Annotated in this window: 21 protein-coding genes and 1 other RNA gene; 9 read left to right on the forward strand and 13 right to left on the reverse strand. The window is 53.2% G+C overall.

Features of this window, described 5'->3' with window-relative positions; genetic code table 11:
- Positions 1–70: 70 nt before the first annotated feature.
- Both AC6I9Z_RS08710 and AC6I9Z_RS08715 read left to right on the forward strand, forming a co-directional pair.
- Positions 71–1084, forward strand: coding sequence for a polyprenyl synthetase family protein (locus AC6I9Z_RS08710; RefSeq protein ID WP_461455277.1), 1014 nt, complete (start codon positions 71–73; stop codon positions 1082–1084).
- Positions 1085–1110: 26 nt separating this feature from the next.
- Entirely contained in the window at positions 1111–1389 is a 279-nt protein-coding gene (locus tag AC6I9Z_RS08715; RefSeq protein WP_109357445.1) for an NADH dehydrogenase ubiquinone Fe-S protein 4, read from the forward strand.
- A 9-nt stretch (positions 1390–1398) separates the two neighbouring features.
- Here the strand turns inward: AC6I9Z_RS08715 and AC6I9Z_RS08720 are convergent, their stop codons facing one another.
- The 4 genes from AC6I9Z_RS08720 to AC6I9Z_RS08735 are packed head-to-tail and all read right to left on the reverse strand — an operon-like array spanning position 1399 to position 4045.
- Entirely contained in the window at positions 1399–1890 is a 492-nt protein-coding gene (locus AC6I9Z_RS08720; protein ID WP_461456879.1) for an NUDIX hydrolase, read from the reverse strand.
- 47 nt (positions 1891–1937) lie between these two features.
- The gene (locus tag AC6I9Z_RS08725; protein WP_461455280.1) at positions 1938–2624 is read right to left on the reverse strand and encodes a TPM domain-containing protein; all 687 of its coding nucleotides are present in this window, start codon (positions 2622–2624) and stop codon (positions 1938–1940) included.
- Positions 2624–3448: a TPM domain-containing protein gene (locus AC6I9Z_RS08730; RefSeq protein WP_461455282.1), complete on the reverse strand. Its 825-nt coding sequence runs from the start codon at positions 3446–3448 to the stop codon at positions 2624–2626. The genes AC6I9Z_RS08725 and AC6I9Z_RS08730 overlap by 1 nt, the downstream gene beginning before the upstream one ends.
- A gap of 6 nt (positions 3449–3454) precedes the next feature.
- Positions 3455–4045: a LemA family protein gene (locus AC6I9Z_RS08735; protein WP_109357441.1), complete on the reverse strand. Its 591-nt coding sequence runs from the start codon at positions 4043–4045 to the stop codon at positions 3455–3457.
- A gap of 143 nt (positions 4046–4188) precedes the next feature.
- Here AC6I9Z_RS08735 and mscL point away from each other — a divergent pair, with 143 nt between their 5' ends.
- Positions 4189–4611, forward strand: coding sequence for a large conductance mechanosensitive channel protein MscL (gene mscL, locus AC6I9Z_RS08740; RefSeq protein WP_109357440.1), 423 nt, complete (start codon positions 4189–4191; stop codon positions 4609–4611).
- Between the two features lie 74 nt (positions 4612–4685).
- Positions 4686–5029: a transfer-messenger RNA gene (gene ssrA / locus AC6I9Z_RS08745) on the forward strand.
- A gap of 145 nt (positions 5030–5174) precedes the next feature.
- Here the strand turns inward: ssrA and AC6I9Z_RS08750 are convergent.
- From AC6I9Z_RS08750 to AC6I9Z_RS08770, 5 genes are all read right to left on the reverse strand, one after another.
- Positions 5175–5405 carry a hypothetical protein gene (locus AC6I9Z_RS08750; RefSeq protein ID WP_109357439.1) on the reverse strand — a complete coding sequence of 77 codons (231 nt, stop codon included), beginning with the start codon at positions 5403–5405 and terminating at the stop codon, positions 5175–5177.
- 102 nt (positions 5406–5507) lie between these two features.
- Complete coding sequence (locus tag AC6I9Z_RS08755; protein WP_461455285.1) at positions 5508–6770, reverse strand: N-succinylarginine dihydrolase; 1263 nt, start codon at positions 6768–6770, stop codon at positions 5508–5510.
- A 5-nt stretch (positions 6771–6775) separates the two neighbouring features.
- Positions 6776–7795 (reverse strand): arginine N-succinyltransferase, encoded by a 1020-nt coding sequence (locus tag AC6I9Z_RS08760; RefSeq protein WP_461455287.1) that lies wholly within the window; start codon positions 7793–7795, stop codon positions 6776–6778.
- Positions 7792–9000, reverse strand: a complete 1209-nt coding sequence (locus tag AC6I9Z_RS08765) for a hydrolase (protein ID WP_461455289.1) — start codon at positions 8998–9000, stop codon at positions 7792–7794. Before AC6I9Z_RS08765 ends, AC6I9Z_RS08760 begins: the two co-directional genes overlap by 4 nt.
- 60 nt (positions 9001–9060) lie before the next feature.
- The gene (locus AC6I9Z_RS08770; protein WP_461455291.1) at positions 9061–9564 is read right to left on the reverse strand and encodes a hypothetical protein; all 504 of its coding nucleotides are present in this window, start codon (positions 9562–9564) and stop codon (positions 9061–9063) included.
- A 93-nt stretch (positions 9565–9657) separates the two neighbouring features.
- Here AC6I9Z_RS08770 and AC6I9Z_RS08775 point away from each other — a divergent pair, with 93 nt between their 5' ends.
- Positions 9658–11772 carry a malate synthase G gene (locus tag AC6I9Z_RS08775; RefSeq protein WP_461455293.1) on the forward strand — a complete coding sequence of 705 codons (2115 nt, stop codon included), beginning with the start codon at positions 9658–9660 and terminating at the stop codon, positions 11770–11772.
- Here the strand turns inward: AC6I9Z_RS08775 and rsmA are convergent.
- The 4 genes from rsmA to AC6I9Z_RS08795 all read right to left on the reverse strand — a co-directional run bounded on the left by rsmA (position 11769) and on the right by AC6I9Z_RS08795 (position 17331).
- The gene (gene rsmA, locus AC6I9Z_RS08780) at positions 11769–12581 is read right to left on the reverse strand and encodes a 16S rRNA (adenine(1518)-N(6)/adenine(1519)-N(6))-dimethyltransferase RsmA (RefSeq protein ID WP_461455295.1); all 813 of its coding nucleotides are present in this window, start codon (positions 12579–12581) and stop codon (positions 11769–11771) included. The two genes, AC6I9Z_RS08775 and rsmA, sit on opposite strands and share 4 nt — an antisense overlap.
- Positions 12582–12607: 26 nt before the next feature.
- Positions 12608–13618, reverse strand: a complete 1011-nt coding sequence (gene pdxA, locus AC6I9Z_RS08785) for a 4-hydroxythreonine-4-phosphate dehydrogenase PdxA (RefSeq protein WP_461455297.1) — start codon at positions 13616–13618, stop codon at positions 12608–12610.
- A gap of 11 nt (positions 13619–13629) precedes the next feature.
- On the reverse strand, positions 13630–14994 hold the full coding sequence (locus AC6I9Z_RS08790) for a peptidylprolyl isomerase (RefSeq protein ID WP_461455299.1): 1365 nt from the start codon (positions 14992–14994) through the stop codon (positions 13630–13632).
- 99 nt (positions 14995–15093) lie between these two features.
- Positions 15094–17331 carry an LPS-assembly protein LptD gene (locus tag AC6I9Z_RS08795; protein ID WP_461455301.1) on the reverse strand — a complete coding sequence of 746 codons (2238 nt, stop codon included), beginning with the start codon at positions 17329–17331 and terminating at the stop codon, positions 15094–15096.
- 262 nt (positions 17332–17593) lie between these two features.
- On the opposite strand from AC6I9Z_RS08795, the gene AC6I9Z_RS08800 reads away from it, so the two are divergent.
- From AC6I9Z_RS08800 to ndk, 4 genes are all read left to right on the forward strand, one after another.
- A complete protein-coding gene (locus AC6I9Z_RS08800) occupies positions 17594–19051 on the forward strand; it encodes a leucyl aminopeptidase (protein WP_461455303.1) in 1458 nt (485 codons plus the stop codon).
- A 25-nt stretch (positions 19052–19076) separates the two neighbouring features.
- The gene (locus tag AC6I9Z_RS08805) at positions 19077–19514 is read left to right on the forward strand and encodes a DNA polymerase III subunit chi (protein ID WP_461455305.1); all 438 of its coding nucleotides are present in this window, start codon (positions 19077–19079) and stop codon (positions 19512–19514) included.
- 81 nt (positions 19515–19595) lie between these two features.
- A complete protein-coding gene (locus AC6I9Z_RS08810) occupies positions 19596–20099 on the forward strand; it encodes a hypothetical protein (protein WP_461455307.1) in 504 nt (167 codons plus the stop codon).
- Positions 20100–20201: 102 nt separating this feature from the next.
- Entirely contained in the window at positions 20202–20624 is a 423-nt protein-coding gene (gene ndk / locus AC6I9Z_RS08815) for a nucleoside-diphosphate kinase (protein ID WP_109357427.1), read from the forward strand.
- The last annotated feature ends 29 nt before the right edge of the window (positions 20625–20653 follow it).

The following is a 20653-nucleotide window of genomic DNA, read 5'->3' on the forward strand; positions in this document are numbered from 1 at the left end:
GCAAACTTCACCTGTAGATGCTTTGATTTCACTTGCCTTATCGCCTTTCCCTTGCCACATCGCAGGGAATATGTCTGCAACAGTGCATCATTTGGGGCGTGAAGCGACCCCGTCCTTAGAACCACTTATGGCACTGGTCGCCAGTGACATGAACCAGGTGAACAGCGTCATCCTTGACCGGATGCAGTCTGAAATCCCTTTAATCCCTGAATTGGCGGGCCATCTGATTGCCGGTGGCGGCAAAAGAATGCGTCCCATGCTAACCTTGGCGGCTGCCAAATTGATTGGTTACGAAGGGGATCGCCATTTCAAATTGGCGGCAGCGGTTGAATTTATCCATACTGCTACGTTGCTGCATGACGATGTTGTAGATGGTTCTGACCTGCGGCGCGGCAAAACTACCGCCAATCTGGTTTTCGGCAATCCTGCGACCGTATTGGTGGGGGACTTTCTGTTCAGCCGATCCTTCGAACTGATGGTGGAAGACGGCTCTTTGAAAGTACTGAAAATTCTGTCCAGTGCGTCGGCCATCATCGCGGAAGGTGAAGTCAATCAACTGACGGCTCAGCGCAAGATTGATACTAGCGAAGACCGTTATCTCGATATTATCGGATCCAAGACAGCGGCACTATTCGCCGCAGCCAGCCGGATTTCAGGCGTGGTTGCGGAGCGGGGAGAAGAAACCGAGTTGGCACTCGATTCTTACGGTCGCAATTTGGGAATCGCATTTCAGCTGGTCGATGATGCGATTGATTATTCCTCTGACAGCGAAACAATGGGTAAAGATGCCGGTGATGATTTCCGCGAAGGCAAGGTCACCCTACCAGTGATTCTGGCTTATGCCCGTGGGAGTGATGAGGATCGGCAATTCTGGAAAGATGCGATTATCGGGCACAGGGTCTCGGACGATGATCTGGCTTTTGCCACTAGCCTGCTAAAGAAAACCGGCGCGATTGATGACACGATTTCCCGCGCGCGCCACTATGGACAGCGGGCAATTGACGCTCTGGGTGCTTTCCCCTCGGGTAAGGCAAAAGCCGCTATGACCGAAGCGGTTGAATTTGCGATTTCACGCGCTTATTGAGGCGATCATCAACGAAGGAAAATGTGATGGCCGCACGGATTTACCAGAACCCCATGAATGCTATGCAGTCAGGCAAGGCGCTAACTGACAAATGGATATTGGAGTTTGAGCCGTCCGAAGCACGCAAAGCGGACAAACTGACTGGCTGGGCGGGATCTGGTGATACACAGCGACAAGTGCGGATGAAATTTCCTGATGTTGATGCTGCAAAGGCTTATGCCGACAAATATGGTATTTCTTATTCTATCGTGCCTACGCCGAACAAGACTTTAAAAATCCAAGCCTATGCGGATAATTTTCGATAGAGATTGCTCTTATTTCGGTTGAAAAAGTAACAGCAGCCTAACATCAATTGCAGCACCTTCAGCGCGTTTTTGATCAATGAAATCATCAAGCTCTTCAACAGCGATGCGGTGGACAATGATATTCTCACCGTCCACGCCGCCACCTTCGCCGACTTTGCTCAGACCATGTGCCCTGAATAGCGAAAAGCTCTCTGATACCATGCCCGGCGAAGAATAAAATTCGCCGCAATTTTCCATTGTTCCGGCCCGGTAACCGGTCTCTTCCTCCAACTCTCGAATGGCTGCTAAAGACGCGTCCTCATCGATATTATCATCATGATCGCCAACTAGGCCTGCCGGAAGTTCTATGCAGTTCTTACCCAATGGCACACGATATTGTTCGACCAACAGGACATGACCTTCATCGATAGCCAATATGACTGCAGCCCGGATACCGCGACTGCGGGAAACATATTCCCATCGACCTTGTTTTTTGGCCGTTATAAAACGGCCTTCCCACATGGTTTCGACAGGGGCACCGGAATCCGGCGTGTCGGAATTTCCGCTACTCAAATTTCGATCAACCGATCTGGCAGTTCATTGGGATTTTTGTCAGTTTTGGGAAAATGCTCTTTCAACACCACGCCGACATGCTTGACGGCCGCTGCCATCCCTTCGCCAGGTCGGCCAGCGCGTACTTCATCGATCAGCGCAACCATGGCCTCGCCCCAGACTTCGGGAGAGACTTTTTCCGCGATGGCCTGATCGGCAACAATTTCTGCACGATGTTCCTTCAAGGAAACGTAGATCAATATTCCAGTCAAGCCCATAGTTCTGCGCTCTGCACCTACTTTGAAAAAGTCTATCGCCCGCTTGCGCACGCGGCGCTGTTTGGTACTTTTCGGCGTCACCAATAGTCGCAGCGGCATCCAGGCAAAGAGGTAGCGCATCACAAGAAACAGGGTAACGCTGGCAATGAAGAGCACTGCCATTTGCTCACCCGCGGTGGTGAAATCCTGTTCCCAGCCACCGAATAGGCCCGTTATTATTGATTGATAAAAGGCCGGAAAAACAGCGAGCGTCGACAAGAAGAAGAATGTGATACCAATAGCCCATTGCAGCCCGGCATCATGATATTTGTCTGACAGATCGGTCACGATCGTGACAATCTCTCCGTCAGTGGATTTTTCTGCTTCGCTGACTGCTGCCGTAACAAGCTTGTGATCGGCTTCGGAAAGTTGGTTGACCTTTTTCATTACCATCCCCCCGATGCGCCGCCGCCGCCGAAACTGCCGCCACCGCCGCTAAAACCGCCACCGCCAAAGCCGCCGCTGCTAAATCCGCCGCTGGAACTGCCCCATCCGCTGGAGCCACCACCGCCCCAGATAACAACGGGGCCAGAGCCGCCGCGATAACGCCTGCCGCCACGGGAACCGGATATGGACATTACGATTATGACTATTCCGACAATGATCCAGAATATGATCAAACCGCCTTCGCCATCATTGGAACGCTCACGTTGTTGAACCACTGCCTGTGATGCAAAGGCGCGTGCTTCTTCTTCGGGCAGTGTGAGCTGCATCGCGATCCGGTCAACGCCAGCTTCAATGCCAGCCGGCATGTTGCCGTTTCGAAATTGTGGTAAGATGTCATTTTGGATTATCATGCTGGACAGCGCATCAGTCATTATGCCTTCCAATCCATAGCCGACTTCTATGCGGACCTTGCGATCATTGGGGGCGACCAGCAATATGACGCCATTGTCTTTTTCCGTTTCGCCGTCGCCATCCTGCCCGATGCCCCATGATCGGCCGAGCTGATAACCATAATCGGCAATATCATAGCCGTCCAAACTGGAAACTGTAGCCACAACCAGTTGCCGGGTAGAGTTGGCCTCAAGGGCTTCCAGTTTAGCCGTCAGGGATGCCTCCTGCGCCGGATCAAGCAAATCCGCCTGATCGACCACACGACCGCTCAATTCAGGGAAGTTTTGGGCCGCCGCAGGTACTGAGATGGCGGTGATCGACAAAATCAAGGCAGCCCAAATTGCTGCGACAACGCTGTGGGGGGGATATCGCATTGCGATTTAAAACGCTACAGTTGGCGCTTCGTCGGCGCCTTCGGTTGTCGCCGTAAATGGCTCCATTGGTTCTGCACCGTGGATGATCTTGGCACCGATAATATCGGGGAAGGTCCGGATGGTGGTGTTATATTGCCGGACCGCCTCATTATAGTCCCGGCGGGCCACATTGATGCGGTTTTCTGTACCTTCAAGCTGGCTTTGAAGAGCCAGAAAATTTTGATTGGATTTGAGGTCAGGATAGGATTCTACAGTTGCCAGCAAGCGGCCCAGACCTTGTGAAAGCTGACCCTGCGCTGCGGCAAATTCCTGAATTTTTGAAGCATCACCCAAATCATCGGCACTGACCTGGATAGATGTCGCTTTCGCACGTGCTTCCACCACAGCGGTCAGAGTGTCCTGTTCCTGAGCTGCGAAACCTTTGACCGTTTCAACCAGATTGGGGATTAAATCAGCGCGGCGTTGATAGGTGCTCTCGACATCGGCCCATTTCGCTTTGGCCTGTTCTTCGGCTGTAGGCACGCTGTTAATGCCGCAAGCGCTCAGCGCCATTGCCAAAACCGGTACCATCAAAAATTTACTTAACTTGCCACGCATGTTGATTTTCTCCCACGTTCCAATTGATCGCCTCATCAAATGTAAAAATAGGAATGAAAGCGGGTAAATGCAATGACTTCCCTCGACAAATCAGAGGTTTTCGGGCATTTAGCCGTCATCTTACGGGGAAGAGGAGTATTGCTATGTTTGCAGAATTTAAAGAGTTTATCCTGAAAGGCAATGTGCTGGATTTGGCAGTTGCGGTCATCATCGGTGCTGCTTTTGCGACCATCACAACATCACTGACCGAAGATGTCATCATGCCGATCGTTAGCGCGGTTCTAGGTACACCTGATTTCTCAAAAATGTTCATCCTGCTTGGCACGCCACCAGCCGAATTGGCTGGCTCTACCGACTATGCAGCGCTGAAAGAAGCGGGAGTACCCATGCTGGGTTGGGGACAGTTTCTGACTGTGGTCATCAATTTCATCATACTGGCTTTCATCATTTTCATGATCGTCCGCTATGCCAACAAAGTGATGGCGAAGAAGGAAGAGGAAGAAGCGCCTTCCGGCCCAAGCGAAATTGATCTGCTGACTGAAATTCGTGATAATCTGAAAAAATAAACGCTAAATCAGGTGTTTAAACGGTATATCTATGGGCGTGGATAGCAATATCCGCGCCCATATTTTTGCGTCATTCTCTTTTCATTCAGAATTAAGCGCCTATATAGGGCCTGTCCGCTTCGGTGGACTATGGTGATAAATTGTGATGTGCAATAGGCACAACGGACCCGGGGGCAGTACCCGGCGGCTCCACCATTTGAGATGTTTTTGGACATCTTTGCTGATGGGGCCGAACCAGGATCGACGTGTGTTGAAAAGCATTATTTTTACCCGGCCTGAGTATGCCGTGATTGCTCAAAAACTATAAGTGCAAACGATAACGAAGCACTCGCAGTAGCGGCTTAAGCCAACGACCTCACGGTTGTAACTTAAGAAGTTAAAGCGCGGTTGGACCCACCGGGCAACAGAAGGGATACCGGCGGTTTGGGGGTACCGAGCAACAGAAACCCCCACTTTTCATTGTGACTTGGTGCCGAGCAACAGCGGCTTACCACTGGATGGCTTTGGATGTACCCTGATCGAATATCTCGCAGCACATGAGATGTCGGGGAACACCGACTTTCTTAATAATCTGGCCCATAGGCTCGGCGATAGTCGATCGCATCCAGCATTTTGGCGCCGGCCATGAAAACCGCACCGGTACAGGCCAGAAACAGCAGCTTTCCTCCAAAACCGGGATATTGCATCAGATAGTCCTGACCTCTCGCGACAGCACCAGTCGCCAGTGCATAGATGATCAAGAACGCTTCAAACTTGGTTTTGATGATGAACAGGCGCTTGAATTTTTTCCACATGGCAGAGACGCAGCAAGCACCGTGCCAAGCCCAGAAAAGTGGGAGTTTCGCAATTGCCAATATAGTTAACTGTAAGTTAACTCGACAGTTGAGGTATGAAATTCAGTTCGAAAGCTCGGTCAGGGCACATGTCTCCAAAAGCGCTTTTCGCGCATTTTTAATTCTCGCGAGCAGATCATCATCGGTCAGTTGGTCGGGCATGATGGTTTTCGGCCAATATTGTTCCACCACCCCGGCTATGGCGTCCAGCTTCTCCGGTGTCGCAATGAAGCGCTGATCGACAGCATCTAGATCGGCAACAACGCGCAGACGCAAGCAGGCCGGACCGCCGCCATTGGCCATGGACTGCCTGACATCGACGGGGCAGAGTTCGCGGATTGGACCATTACCGGCGACCAACTCCTGCAAGTATGCCCAAACCGCTTCATTGTCTTTCGCTTCGGTCGGCAGAATCAGAGCCATGCTGCCGTCATTGGGCAGGGTAACCAGCTGTGCGTTGAACAAATAGGATGTGATCGCGTCGGCCAGACTTACCTTGTCAGATGGCACTGTTATTATTTCTGCCTGCGGGAATTTGCGCTGTACTTCGTCGTAAAAATCATCGCGGTGTTCAAACGCGTCCTCATGAGCGAACAGCACCTGCTCATTGGCAACAGCAACGACATCATTGTGAAAAGCTCCAGCGGCGATGGCTTTGTCTGACTGCTGCGCGAAAATGACGTGATCGTCTTGCAGGCCATGCTTCCGTGCCACCGCCTTGCTGGCTTCTATATGCTGGCGTGCGGGGAAGGGGCCGCCACTTTTGCCGTAGATGAATATCTCGATCCCCGCTTCGCCATGAGAGGGACATAATCGCATGTGATTGGCTGCGCCTTCGTCCCCAAAGGGAGAGGGAATCGGCCGATGAACAAAAAAGTGATCCGGATTGGCAAAAGCGAGCCGCAACTGCGCCAGAGTGCCCGGCCATTCATGGCTGCGATGCGGCATGGTTTGCAGGTTCGCGACCGTCAAATGGCACCTGCCGTCTTCGCTATCCTGCGCGGGCGAGACGGTTGCTGCATTGGCTGCCCACATGGATGACGCGGAAGAGGCGGCGGCCCGAACATGCGGTTCTGAACTTTCTATCGTTGTGCCCAGTTGGTCCAGCCAGGCTATATTGGGCCGATCCAGCGGCATGAAAAAGCCCTGTGCCAGCCCGAGATCAATATTATGCCGCATCTTGGCGATGCCCTGCAAGGCGGCTTCGCGCGGATAAGATGCCTCGCCAGCATTGGTTGAAGAGGCAATATTGCCAAGACTGAGCCCGGCATAGTTATGGCTGGGACCAATGAGCCCGTCGAAATTTATTTCCTGAACTTTTGTCATTCTGATTACCTTGGAATATGCCCGATCGTATCGCCGACCGACAGACCCAGACTGGCGGCGGCATCCTCATCAATCGTCACGCCGCCTTCTGCCTCACCGATAAAAGCGTAGGTGGCCTGAAAATCGTGAAGCCTACCGCAAGAGATAATGGACTTGAGGCCTGATCCCGAAGCGGTGATGGCCACGATCTCATCCGATTTGGCATTTTTTACGCTGGTCACATCATCTGTTTTGGCGATCATCGTCGGGCCGCCGTCAAAAATATCGACATAGCCGTCATAAGAGAAATTCTCGTTCTCCAGCATCCGCATCGCAGCACGGCCATTGGGATGGGGGATACCGATAGCGGCGCGTGCGGTTTCGCTAAGCATTGCCGTATAGATCGGATGTTTGGGCATAAGGTCGGCAATAAACTGATTGCCATGGATAGCGTTGAAATAGTCCGCTTCCTGAAATCCCATGCCGAAAAAGCGGCCGGCGAGCCCATCCCAGAAGGGCGAACCGCCCGCTTCGTCAATCACGCCGCGTAATTCTGCAAAAAGGCGATCACCAAAGCGGGACCGGTGCTCCTTGATGAACAGATAACGGCTGCGTGCCAAGAGCATTCCCAGTCCGCCCGCGCGCTCGCCGGGGTGGAGGAACAGGCCTCCAACTTCGCTGGCACCTTCGAGATCGGTGACCAAAGTCAGCATTTCCGCGCGAAAAGTCCGGTCCAGTTCCTTGCTGGTCTGTGACAAGGTGCTGAGGCGATAGGAATAAAACGGCCAGCTTTGCCCGACCATGGTGAATAGCTGCGATGTCCCGCGCACCGCGCCGGTTTCGACATTTTCGAGCACCATCACAAACAGGTCATTACCGTGTTCATCCGACGTCCGATCGAAAGCACGGGTGGAACGACCCAGCTTCGCTGTCAGGCTGTCTTTGTCAGCGGGTAGGTTTGTGAACCCGCCGCCGGTCAGCTTTGCCATCTCGTAAAGATGCTGCAGATCATCGATCCGCGCCGCCCTTATTTTGAAATTCGTCATAGTCCCCCTTTGGCGGCAATACGCATGATTGTAAGCGCCGATAACTGTGTGCGTTCGACAAGACTGTCCGTGATCAGAAACTCGTCTGCGCTGTGAATAGCGCCACCGCGTACCCCCATTGTGTCAACAACCGGCACACCGCAAGCTGTAATATTATTCCCGTCACAAACACCGCCGGTCCCCCGCCAGTTAATGTCCAGCCCCAGATCCGCGCCGCAACTTTTTACTAGATGAAACAGCTTTTGAGCCTGCGGGTCAATCGGCTTGGGCGGACGACCAAAGCCGCCATGACAATGCACATCAAGATCATGACCCCGGGCAATGATGCCGATCAGATTATCAAGTGTGCTTTGGGCCTCTTGCTGGTCTGCCAACGTCTTGGGTCGAAAATTCACCCGTAAAATGGCATGATCGGGAACGGCATTGTTGGGACCGCCGCCCTCAATTTTGGCCGGATTAACACTCAACCCTTCGCGGTGCAGTGCCTTAAGCTGCAGAGTCATATCGGCAGCAGCGACCAGCGCATTGCGACCTTCATCAGGGTTCCGGCCGGCATGGGCGCTTTTGCCTGTAAAAATGATCGAGAAATTACCGCTACCGCCGCGCTCGCCGGCCAGAGTGCCGTCGGGCAGGGCAGGTTCGTAGGTGAGGGCGGCGACCTTGTCCTTGGCGCAGCGTTCAATTAGCGCAGAGGAGGAAGCAGAACCCACTTCTTCATCGCTGTTGATCATGATGTCATAGCCGATCTGGCTGGCGAGTTCGCTTTGCTCCAGCAATTGCAGCGCGCCTAGCATGACGGACAGTCCGCCCTTCATATCCGCCACTCCGGGGCCATTGAGCACGCCATCTTCGATCCATTCGAGATTTTGGAAATGGTGATCGGCAGGGAAAACAGTATCCATGTGGCCGGTAAGCAATATCCGCACAGGTGCGTCAGGACGGATAGAACCATGGAGGTGTTGACCTCGCTGGACCTGATCAATGGAACCGTCGGAGCGTACGGCGTCGACCGGATCTGGATCAACCAGTTTTATGTCTCCAGGCAAGGCAGAAAAAGCATCTGCCAACTGGCCAGCAACGGTTTTCAGGCCATCCAGATTGGTGGTGCCGCTATTGATTTTGGACCAGGTTTCCGTGCGTTGCAGAAGCGGCAAGCCTTCGGCAATTTCCAGAATAGCGCTTTCGGGAAGAGGATTTGCTTTCATTTGAAACTGATAGCATTTGTAATCAATCGCTGTCACCTTTTTCCAGCGACAACTGCAGGTCTAATATCGGGCGTCTGCAATCAGGTCGTTGACGCCCTGGTGAATTTCTTCCCACAGATCGCGCTCCTCCTGCTTCGTGTCCGGGATCGTTTCAGCAATGACGTGCACCGCCGCATCGACCAACCCGCTAAACCAGTTAGTGTGCACATGCAGTGTTTCCTCATGATGCGGGACTGTACTGCCAAACATGATGCGGATTTCCTGCGGACTTTCTAGCCAGTTCATCAAGCAGTAGACAACGCTTTCCACCATTTCGGCTTCGAGTTTAACTGTGTTTCCGAGGCCATGCTCACGGAAAGAATCTCGGGCTTCGGGGTGTATGTCATAGTATCGTTTCATCACCGGCTCGGTAATATCACCAAGCCTGTCTGCTGCTCGTTCGAGGCTTGTTTCGAGTAGTGTTATTTTTTCATCCAGAACCATGGGTGAGAATTTCTGGACCATCTTTACGCCATCGGCAAGGATTTGATTTCCGGCATTTACAAAAATCGAGTCACACGTCATAGGATGCGACCGATTCCTCCCCGGATTATCTGCTTTTACGCTCAGGCAATGATGTCGGGGGCGTGCTATGTTTTTGAACAAGAGGAACCCTTCATGTCCGAATATGTCCATCAAAACGGTGTCCAGATTTCGTCACTATTGTTTGATTTTGTCAATGAACGCGCCCTGGCCGGCACAGGTGTGGATCAGGATCAGTTCTGGTCTGGTTTTGCTGATCTTTTGGCCCGTTTTGCTCCGCGCAATGCTGAACTGCTGGCCAAACGGGAAAAACTGCAGTCACAGATTGATGACTGGCATGTCGCCAACAAGGGCAAACCAATTGATCAGGCGGCGTATCAGGCGTTCCTGAAAGAGATCGGTTATCTTGTGGATGAGCCAGCACCTTTTGCCATCACAACGGAAAATGTAGATCCGGAAATTGCTACAATGGCGGGGCCGCAACTGGTGGTGCCTTCACTGAATGATCGTTTCGTACTGAACGCCGCCAATGCGCGCTGGGGCAGCCTTTATGACGCCTTCTACGGCACCGACGCACTGGACGCGGCACCGGCCCAACCCGGCGGCTATGACCCTGTACGCGGTGCAGCGGTGATCAAGGCGGCCAAGGCGTTTCTAGATGAGACATTGCCGCTGTCGAACGGTAGCTGGAGTGATCTGGCCAATGTCAAAGAAAACGGCATCCCGCTGAAAGATCCTTCGCAATGCGTTGGATGGAATGACAAGGGATGCCTGTTCAAACATAACGGCTTGCATATTGACGTGATTTTTGATGCAGATCACCCGATCGGTAAGGATGATCCGGCGAATATTGCGGACGTCTATCTGGAAGCGGCACTTACTACGATTATCGACATGGAAGACTCCGTTGCTGCGGTCGACGCGGAAGACAAGGTTCTTGCCTATAGTAACTGGCTTGGCTTGATGCGGGGTGATCTCGCTGCCAAATTTATGAAAGGCGGCAAAGAGGCTGAGCGCCGTGCCAACCCGGATCGTGACTATGTCGATCAGGATGGTAATGCTTTCACACTGCCGGGGCGCAGCCTGATGTTTGTTCGCAATGTCGGGCATTTGATGACCAATCCGGCCGTATTGCTGAGCGACGGGTCAGAAGCGCCCGAGGGTCTGCTCGACGGCGTATTTACCAGCCTGATTGCGATGCATGACCTGAAAGGGTTGGGCGAGCTGCGCAACAGCAAGGCCGGCTCCATCTATATCGTGAAACCGAAAATGCACGGGCCGGAAGAATGTGCCTTCACCAATGACCTGTTCGATGCAGTGGAGGACCTGCTTGGGCTGGCCCGTAACACGATAAAAGTGGGCGTAATGGACGAAGAACGCCGGACCTCTGCTAACCTTGCGGCTTGCATTGAGGCTGTGAAAGACCGGATTGTGTTTATTAACACAGGCTTCCTGGACCGTACCGGTGATGAAATCCATACCAGCATGCAGGGTGGCGCCATGGTCGCAAAAGCAGACATGAAATCCAGCGACTGGATTCAATCCTACGAAGCCCGCAATGTTGCTATCGGTCTGGCTTGCGGCATGTCCGGCAAGGCGCAGATCGGCAAAGGCATGTGGGCAGCCCCCGACATGATGGCAGATATGATGGAGCAGAAAATTGGTCATCCGATGACCGGCGCAAATACCGCATGGGTGCCAAGCCCGACGGCGGCGACCTTGCACGCCATTCACTATCACCGGCTGGACGTGTTCGCACGTCAGAAAGAGGTGGCAAGTGAAGGGATACCGTCACTGGACAAGCTGCTGACTATTCCGTTGGCTGAGGGGCATAATTGGTCGGCCGAAGAAATTGAACGCGAGCTGGATAACAACGCGCAAGGCATATTGGGCTACGTGGTACGCTGGGTTGACCAGGGCATTGGCTGTTCCAAGGTTCCGGATATTCATGATGTCGGCCTGATGGAGGATCGCGCTACCCTCAGGATTTCATCCCAGCATATGGCAAACTGGATGTTGCATGGTGTCTGTTCCGCAGAGCAAGTTGATGCCGCGCTGCTGCGCATGGCGGCGAAGGTCGATGGTCAAAATGCTGGCGATCCGTTGTATCAGCCGATGGCGAGTGATCCGGCCGGCAGTCTGGCATTTCAGGCCGCAAGGGATCTGGTGTTCAAGGGCATCGAGCAGCCAAGCGGTTATACAGAACCCTTGCTGCACGCCTATCGCCGGAAACTGAAAGCAGTAAGCTAGGCCGACAGAAAGCGGGCCAGTGCTACAAATTCGTACACGCTGACCGTTTCAGGGCGGCGAGCGCCGTCAATGCCAGTGTCTTTCAGCGCGTCCAGTCCGCCGGATAGGCTTTTCAGGCTTTGCCGCAGCATTTTGCGGCGCTGGCTGAAAGTGGTCTGCGTCAGTTTGGCTAACACCTCTGGGTCTACACCGTCGGGCTGTTCTTTTGGTGTCAGATGCACGATCGCCGACATCACCTTCGGCGGCGGCGTGAAGGCTGAGCGGTGGACCGACATTGCAAGTTTCGCATCGCAGCGCCACTGCGCCAAAATGGACAGGCGCCCATATGCACTGGAGCCCGCATCGGCAACAATCCGGTCGGCGACTTCCCGCTGGAACATCAGCGTCAGGGATTGCCAAGCGGGCGGCCACACAGAACTGGACAGCCATTTTATTAGAAGCGCGGAGCCAACATTATAGGGGAGGTTGGATGCGATGTGAAAAGGTGCGTCGAATAATTGCGACAGGTCAATTTTCAAGGCATCTTCGTTGATAACCTGCAATTGCCCGGGAAAATGATCCGCAAGATCAGCCAAAGCAGGCAGACATCGTTCATCTCGCTCTACCGCTGTCACCTTTGCGCCCGCCTGCAGCAGCGCCTGTGTCAGTCCGCCGGGACCGGGGCCGACTTCAAACACCTGGGCGTTTTCCAGATCGCCTGGAACTGCCGCGATGCGCGACAATAGCTGGGTATCAAGCAGGAAATTCTGGCCGAGTGCCTTGTTGGCGGTCAGGCCATGTTTTTTTATGACCTCCCTCAAGGGAGGCAAGGATGGTGGCTGTGTCGATGAGTGGTTCAAAGGTCGTATTTTTCGCGATTGGAAACGGCGGTGGCGGCCATCTGGATGGCCGCAATCATCGACCGGGGATCGGCAATTCCTTGTCCTGCTATCCCGAATGCAGTGCCATGATCGGGAGAGGTCCGGACGATTGGCAAGCCGAGTGTCAAATTCACACCGTCGAAAAAATGTAGTGTTTTCAGAGGTATTAAAGCCTGATCATGATAGGGGCACAGAGCTACATCATATCGTGATCGGGCCTCTTCATGAAACATGGTATCAGCAGGCAAGGGCCCGGACACATCAAAACCTTGCGCCCCAAGCTCTTCAATCGCGGGTTCCATGACCAGTTTTTCCTCGTCACCCAAATTCCCGTTTTCCCCTGCATGGGGATTAAGTCCAGCGATGGCGATTCGCGGATTCTCTATGCCAAAATTCCTGATCATGGCCTTATGAGCCGCCTTGGCACGTGCGATTATTAGTGACTTGCTGAGCTGTGAGGGCACATCTTTCAAAGCTATATGTGTTGTCATTGGAACTACGCGCAGCGACGGACCGGCCAGCATCATCACTGCATTTTCCCGGGCGATACCGCATCGCTCCGACACAAATTCGGTCTGCCCCGGATAACGGAATCCGACCTTGTACAATTGCGACTTGGAAACTGGAGCTGTGATAACCGCGCCAGCGTCCCCCGATCGCGCCAGACCGCACGCTATTTCCAAAGCATGCAACGCACATTGAGCGCCATCCAGAGTGGGGCGCCCCGGCACAGTGGGCTCGCCACTATGTATATGAAAGATTGGCAATGCCGTATCAAACTGATCGCTGGCTTCAGCGGGATCGGAAATCTTGATAACGGGCGCTCCGCAAAGCCCGTTACCATCCGGTCCTTTGAAATCTTCAAAATTCCCCACCGCAAAAAACGGTCTCAAACCAAGATTTTCCCGTTCAAGCCAGCTTTTACAGATGATTTCGGGCCCTATTCCTGCAGGATCACCGCACGACAGGGCAAAGGGTTTTCTCACCCCAGCATTCCTCAATTATATTCGATAATGGCGTCACGGCGCAGATCGCGCAGGTAGATTTGCGCGCGTTTGTTGATCCGCTCATTTTCCAGATCCGACATAATCTTGTCAAAAGATGGTGCTGTTGCGGTTTGCGGATCGTCGCGGCCACATAGGATTAACACACGTACGCCATCTGTTACGGATCCAAAAGGCTGGCTGGCCTGTCCAATCTGCAGGTTGGCGATAGTGTTCTGTAGTGGACCAGGTAAGTCCTTCAGACGCACTTGATCATTGTCAACCACCGACGCTCCGATATTGGCGGCTATTTCATTGGCGGCACCACAGCCTTTGATGTTTTGGGTAGCCGTAGCAAATTCTGCTGCACGACTGGTCGCCTGTGCTTCGGTCGTTCCAGGTGGGAAACCGATGGCTAGCTGTTTAAGGCTTAAGACTGCATTGCGCGGGTCGGCTGTCAGTATCTGACGTTGGTCGATGAGATATAATATCGAGAAACCGCCAGGAACCTGAACGGGACCAACCACCTGGCCAATCTGCATCTGTGCTGCTGCATCCGCCAAAGATTGGGGTAATTGTACAGGGCGGACCCAACCGAGATCACCACCAGTGACAGCTGTAGAAGCTTCGGAAAATTGACGCGCATAGGCAACAAAAGAACCGCCCTGACGGATCTGATCCAATATCTGGCGCATGTTGGATGCAACCTGTTCGGCGGCCTCGGGGGCCGCTGACATATAAATCTCGCCAATGCGATATTCGGTCGTCCCTTTCGACGCATTTAACCGCTCTATAATGGCATTTACCTCTTCATCGCCGACATTGATGAAGGGTTGAATATTACGGCGTAGCAAGCGGCTCCATGCGAGCTCGCCTTTGATCTGCTGTTTCAGTGTATTTGCCGAGGAGCCTCTGGACCGCAAATAATCGTCAAATGCGTCGATATCCTGTCTGAAATTCTGTTGGGCCACCTGATTGAACGTCTGGTTGATTTCAGCTTGAGAAATGGTGATTTCATTGGCTTCGGCTTCTTGTATCTGAAGCGTCTCGTCAATTAGGTTCCTCAATACCTGCAAGCGCAGACGGTCTTCCTCTTCTTTGGAAACCTCCCCTCCATTGGCCGCCACGATCAGCGCAAGGCGATGGTTGACATCAGTGCCGGTGATGATGTCCCCGTTCACCAAGGCGGTTGCTCGCCGAACGTTAGGATTATCTTCACCAAAAATGGTGAGTTGCTCGGGAATGTTTAGGCCTGCTTGAGGAACAGCATTGTCCGAAACTGTCTGGCTTGATGACGGGGTCGCAGCCAACAGAGCGGCGGTGGCAGCAATCGCAAATTTTGCATGTTTGCCGGTAAATCGGGTACGCATAAAATTCATTTTTCGTTTCTTTTCAAACTCTAAGAACAACTTTAGACCTGCCAATATCAAAAAAGGGCTGAACCTAATATGAGCAATCAAATATCATTAACAAACGCCTTACACACCCAAATTGCGTAAAGCCAGTCGGAAGAGGAATGTGCTGCCGCGCTGGTCATCTCCCGTATCTTCATAATCATAGCGCCATGTTATGCCGAGAGACAAGCAACCATCATCATAGGCGACGCCGATCCGGTGCCGTACGGGTTCAAATCCGTCTGCAGAAGACAGCGGATCTTCCCGCGCATCGGTAAGATCGATGATCGCGGAACCGAATACAGACCAATATCGGTCTATCTGATAACGGCCACCAACACGGACCTCTTCACGATCACTAAGATCTTCAATCCCGGCGCCAATATCGCGGTTCAGCCGTAAATAACCGATTTGTGCGTAAGTATCCCGCGTGCCAACCGTGGCATCAATCTCGTTGCGCCGGACTGCGAGATTGTCTTTATCCAGCCGATATCGATGGGTAAACTTGACGATGTCCTTGAAGCGGACTTCCGTCCGTCCGACGATATCGGAAAACCTATCTGAAAGGCCGGTTCCGTCGGGAACAATGTTGCTATTATTGGCAAGTCGATAGCTTTGACCAACAATGGCATCGACGCGCAAATTAGGCCGGTTGAGATTCCATTCCAGACCATAGGTGGCCCGAACGTTATCTTCATAGCGATCAAAGCCGGGGAACCGGTTGAGCGCAAACAAATTTGTATCTTCCAGATCGACCGAACGCGAATCTTCATTGGGAATCGACTGATTTGATATAGCGGGTGTCGCGACAACCTGAAAACGCGGTGTCAGCGTTTGGGTTCCGCCAAAGGCCTGCCCAATAAAAGGCCACTTAATGTCTACGGCCGCCGTCACAATACCACGGGTTTGCCAGCCGGATTCGCCGCGATAAATAGCTGTCTCATTGAGTGCGTTGTCTTGGCTGTTATAGACGTCGCCGCGCGCAAAGCCGGTCAGGGTTATTTCCTGACCCAGGGTCGTCAGTTTGCGCAAATCCCACCGGGCGGATGCAAAAGCGCGTTGTGTGTCCTGACCCTCTGTGCGGCCGATGGCGAGGCTGTTGACCTGAATTTGCGTGCTCCCACCCAATACCGGTTCGGCAAAGCGCTTGCGATAGTCAACTACGGGCAAAGCGATTGGAACGCGGTTTTGCGGATCGCCAGCGCGCAAGGTCTGGAACGCCCACCCGGCCAGTGAAAAATAGCTGCTGTCGTCTATCCGTTCGACATTGATGGTCGATCGCAGGCTGTCATCGTCACTGATATCGTAGCGGCGCAGAAAAGTTCGGTCAGAGACCAATCTCGCGGATTGCGATATCGTCCAGTTCTCATCCAGAATGAAGCGGCCAGTGGTTGCAAAATATCCCCTGAAATCTTTCTCTGCATCTGGCAATGGTCCGGACGCTCCAGTGGGGATACGGGATCCGTAAGTGGCGTAGCCGGTGAGTTGAAATGCGCCTTTTTCGCTTAGATTTCGATATGTCCCGCTGATCAACGGGGCTACCTCGGTAAAGACCTGAGTTGTTATCGTTGCGTCTTCATTGGGCGCAAGGTTGAAATAATAGGGAATGGAAACCGCAACGCCGTTGGTCGAATCAAACCTCAGATTAGGGACCAATATGCCGCTGCGATTTTCGTTGCTGACCGGATGCGACAGGCCAGGCAGGGGAATGACCGGCAGTCCAAATATCTCGATCCGCGCCCCGTCATAGCTGACGCGTTTCTTGATCGGATCATAGCGAACTTTAACGGCTTTAATCTGCCAGCTGGGGTTTTTCGGGCAGCCATCTTCGGTGGTAACTGCACAGGCTGTGTAAGCGGCGCTGTCAAGTGTTAGAGCGCCATCCGCAAACCGTTCTCCCTTTCGGGCGGCAAGCCTGCTGCCGTCATCGAGCACCAGCAATAAATTGTCGACGATTCCGTCTCGCAGACTGTCGGTCAGCACAATGCTGTCGCCATAAGCGGTGTCGCCATCGGGGCTTATCGAACGAATACTACCTTCCGCACGCACGATACCGGTCTTGCGATTCCAGGTGACGGTATCGGAACGCAGTTTGTATCCGTCCCGGTGAAGCAGCACGTTGCCTTTGGCCGTTACAACATCATTTTCAAAATCATAATCTATCGTATCGGCGCTAAATTCAATTTCTTCTGATTGCTCAGGAGATTTTTGTGGCGCTTCTGCAGATGCTTGTGGTTGTCCGCCGGTATCCGCTTGCGCCATAGCGGACTGTGGAAGGGCAATCGGAAGAGCCAATGCAATCAGTGCGATTGAAGATTTCATCGACGAGATTAACCTACCTTTGACCCCATGAAATATTGGCGTAATTTATATTGGCGCCAACCTGTTCGACGCCCTATTGCACCAGATTGCGTTTGCTGCAAATTTTCTCTGCTGATTTTTCCCAATCTCCCGATTTCATCATTAACTCGGATGAAATGATGATTGCAAAGACACTGCCAATCTTTCATTGATCCACCCTGAACAGAAGATCATATAGCCGGGATACGAATACGGCTGACCCATTGATAAGGACGTTTTACCCATGAGATTCACTTTTGCCGAAAGCCTGTCTTCCACACCAGATGCAATTGCCATTGCGGTTGGCAAAGATACACTGGACAGCGCGAAGATCGACGTTGAACAGGATAAAGTGGTCCGCGCTGCCGCCAAAGCGGCAAGGTTTGAAGGAAAAACCGGCCAGACATTTCAGACATTTGTGACAGAAGGCGACGCGGTCATACAGGTCATATTGACCGGTACCGGAAAAGGGGAACGCAAGGATTGCGAAGCGGCTGGCGGAGCGGTTGTCGCCAAGTTAATTGCATCAGGCGTAAAACACCTTGTGATCAGTGGATCGGGCCTGGAGCAAGATCAATTGGCACGGCTGCTGTTTGGCGCGAAACTGCGTAGCTGGAGAATCGATAAATATCGCACGACCATGCCGGAAAATGCGAAGCAGACGCTGGAAACCATAACCGTGCTGGATACCGACATGGAATCAGCGCAGGTCTGGCAAGACCTGTCTGCCGTCGCCGACGGGGTAGCGCTGACCCGCGAACTGGTGTCGGAGCCGGCTAACATTATCTATCCGGAAAGCTTCGTCGCGCGTTGCGAAGAGCTTCAGGACATGGGCGTCGAGTTTACCGTCCTCGGGCAGGAAGAAATGGAAAAGCTTGGCATGGGCGCGCTTCTGGGCGTGTCACAAGGCTCGGTCCGACCGCCGCGGATGCTTGCTATGCGCTGGGATGGCACCAATGGCGCGCAAAAAAAGCCGCTGGCGCTGGTTGGTAAGGGTGTGACCTTCGATACCGGCGGCATTTCGCTGAAACCACCGGGCGGCATGGAAGATATGAAATGGGATATGGGCGGTGCCGGTGCGGTGGCCGGCACCATGAAGGCGCTCGCCGGGCGTAAGGCTAAGGCGCATGTCGTTGGCATTTGCGGCCTGGTTGAAAACATGCCCGATGGCAATGCCCAGCGGCCTGGCGACGTGGTGACCAGTATGAGTGGTCAGACCATCGAAGTCATTAACACCGATGCCGAAGGACGGCTTGTGCTATGTGATGCACTGCATTGGGCGCAGGAGACTTTTGAACCGGAGGTTGTCGTCAATCTGGCAACTTTGACGGGCGCGATTATTATCTCGCTGGGCAACGAGCATGCAGGTTGCTTCAGCAACGATGACGGCCTGTCCGACAATTTGCTGGCGGCTGGCAAAACAGCTGGTGATCCGCTGTGGCGCTTCCCGCTCACGGCCGCTTATGACAAGCAGATCAACTCGCCCATTGCAGACATGAAAAATGTCGGTGGCAAGGGCGCAGGATCGATTACCGCCGCGCAATTCCTGAAACGCTTTATCAAAGACGGCGTCAAATGGGCGCATCTGGACATTGCCGGGATGGTCTGGGCGGACAAGCCCGGTCCGGTTTGGGACAAGGGCGCAACCGGTTTCGGTGTGCGTCTGCTCGATCAATATGTTGCCGACAATTTTGAGCAATAGGCCAATTTGAAGGATCATCTGACCGGTGCAGGTCGATTTTTATCATTTGACCCGCGATCCAGCGGAAAAACTGGTGCCTGTCCTGGCCCAGAAAACCCTGGATGGCGGGAAGAGGATGTTGCTCGTGTCGAGCTTTGTCGGCCAGCTGGAAAAGCTGAGCAATGCCTTGTGGCGCGCTGGACCCAGCAGTTTTTTGGCCCACGGTCTGGCTGGAAACGGGCAGGATGAAGCGCAACCCATCCTGATTTCCGGGGATTGTCAGGCAGCCAACGGAGCGCGTTACATCGCGCTGACCGATGGTGAATGGCGGGATGAGGCTTTGGCCTTTGACCGGGCTTTCTATCTCTTCACCGCCGAACAGATCGACAATGCCAGAACCGCCTGGCGAGCCCTATCGGCCAAAGACGACGTTACGCCGCGTTATTGGAAACAGGATGGTGGCCGGTGGGTCGAAGGGCCCTGATATAATTGCCGTTTGCGCTTTTTTGGCGTTGCTCCTACAATCCTGAATGGGTCGCGCCATTTTTTGGATGGAGCCATTTTCATGAACAAGTTATTTATCCTGCCAATCGTTTTGTTGGCCATGTCCTGTGGCAGCAATGATGAGGTCGCATCCGGCACGTTTGATGATGGTGATGGCGGAAAAGGCAGCTATTCGGTCAGCGGTGAGGGCGACGATAGTGAGACGGTGATCAAGACCGATGAAGGAGAGGTCCGGATCGCGACCGGATCGAAAGCGGTTGCCGATTTGCCGATGGGCATAAAATTGTATCCCGGTGCGGAAATTCAAAGCAGTATTGCCGGTATGGGTGATGGTAAGTCGGGGGCGATGATCGTCTTCAAAAGCTCCGATGATCAGGATGAGGTGATCAGCTTTTACAAGGACCAGATGAAGGATAAGGGCATTGATGTGCAAACCGAAATCAAATCTGGGGACATGCAGATGATTGGCGGCCAGCGTTCCGATGGAGAGGGTATCAATATCTCCGTTATTAAGGATGAAGATGGCGGCGTGACGACCACCTTGATGGCTGGCGGCAAGAACTAGACTGCAAATTGGGCAGGAAAGCCTTACAAAACTTGCTATGCTTGAAAAGTCCGGCTAGGGGCGGCGCAAACTTATTTCACACCCCTATTACGGAGCAAAATCATGGCCGGTACACGGACATTTTCGATCATCAAACCAGACGCGACCAAGCGCAATCTGACCGGTGCGGTCACCAAAATGCTGGAGGACGCAGGTCTGCGCGTTGTCGCTTCCAAGCGTATCCATATGACCCGCGAACAGGCAGAAGGCTTTTACGCGGTCCATAAAGAGCGTCCTTTCTTTGGCGAACTGGTCGATTTCATGATCAGCGGTCCTGTCGTTGTTCAGGTTTTGGAAGGCGAAAACGCCATGCAGCGTAACCGTGACATCATGGGCGCGACCAACCCGGCCGACGCCGCACCGGGCACCATCCGCAAGGAGCTGGCTGAAAGCATCGAAGCCAACACGGTTCATGGTTCCGACAGCGACGAAAATGCAGCGATTGAAATCGCCTATTTCTTCAACGAAGATGAAATTGTAGGCTAGACCTGTTCTGATTTAGTGACGGTTTTTCA

Source organism: Parasphingorhabdus sp., assembly GCF_059726685.1.

What these genes read in the sequence shown, in the direction of transcription:
- AC6I9Z_RS08710 (WP_461455277.1), top strand. Translation starts at nt 71, where the DNA reads ATGTCTGCAACAGTGCATCATTTGGGGCGTGAAGCGACCCCGTCCTTA.
- AC6I9Z_RS08715 (WP_109357445.1), top strand. Translation starts at nt 1,111, where the DNA reads ATGGCCGCACGGATTTACCAGAACCCCATGAATGCTATGCAGTCAGGC.
- AC6I9Z_RS08720 (WP_461456879.1), bottom strand. Translation starts at nt 1,890, where the DNA reads ATGTGGGAAGGCCGTTTTATAACGGCCAAAAAACAAGGTCGATGGGAA.
- AC6I9Z_RS08725 (WP_461455280.1), bottom strand. Translation starts at nt 2,624, where the DNA reads ATGAAAAAGGTCAACCAACTTTCCGAAGCCGATCACAAGCTTGTTACG.
- AC6I9Z_RS08730 (WP_461455282.1), bottom strand. Translation starts at nt 3,448, where the DNA reads ATGCGATATCCCCCCCACAGCGTTGTCGCAGCAATTTGGGCTGCCTTG.
- AC6I9Z_RS08735 (WP_109357441.1), bottom strand. Translation starts at nt 4,045, where the DNA reads ATGCGTGGCAAGTTAAGTAAATTTTTGATGGTACCGGTTTTGGCAATG.
- mscL (WP_109357440.1), top strand. Translation starts at nt 4,189, where the DNA reads ATGTTTGCAGAATTTAAAGAGTTTATCCTGAAAGGCAATGTGCTGGAT.
- AC6I9Z_RS08750 (WP_109357439.1), bottom strand. Translation starts at nt 5,405, where the DNA reads ATGTGGAAAAAATTCAAGCGCCTGTTCATCATCAAAACCAAGTTTGAA.
- AC6I9Z_RS08755 (WP_461455285.1), bottom strand. Translation starts at nt 6,770, where the DNA reads ATGACAAAAGTTCAGGAAATAAATTTCGACGGGCTCATTGGTCCCAGC.
- AC6I9Z_RS08760 (WP_461455287.1), bottom strand. Translation starts at nt 7,795, where the DNA reads ATGACGAATTTCAAAATAAGGGCGGCGCGGATCGATGATCTGCAGCAT.
- AC6I9Z_RS08765 (WP_461455289.1), bottom strand. Translation starts at nt 9,000, where the DNA reads ATGAAAGCAAATCCTCTTCCCGAAAGCGCTATTCTGGAAATTGCCGAA.
- AC6I9Z_RS08770 (WP_461455291.1), bottom strand. Translation starts at nt 9,564, where the DNA reads ATGACGTGTGACTCGATTTTTGTAAATGCCGGAAATCAAATCCTTGCC.
- AC6I9Z_RS08775 (WP_461455293.1), top strand. Translation starts at nt 9,658, where the DNA reads ATGTCCGAATATGTCCATCAAAACGGTGTCCAGATTTCGTCACTATTG.
- AC6I9Z_RS08790 (WP_461455299.1), bottom strand. Translation starts at nt 14,994, where the DNA reads ATGAATTTTATGCGTACCCGATTTACCGGCAAACATGCAAAATTTGCG.
- AC6I9Z_RS08795 (WP_461455301.1), bottom strand. Translation starts at nt 17,331, where the DNA reads ATGAAATCTTCAATCGCACTGATTGCATTGGCTCTTCCGATTGCCCTT.
- AC6I9Z_RS08800 (WP_461455303.1), top strand. Translation starts at nt 17,594, where the DNA reads ATGAGATTCACTTTTGCCGAAAGCCTGTCTTCCACACCAGATGCAATT.
- AC6I9Z_RS08810 (WP_461455307.1), top strand. Translation starts at nt 19,596, where the DNA reads ATGAACAAGTTATTTATCCTGCCAATCGTTTTGTTGGCCATGTCCTGT.
- ndk (WP_109357427.1), top strand. Translation starts at nt 20,202, where the DNA reads ATGGCCGGTACACGGACATTTTCGATCATCAAACCAGACGCGACCAAG.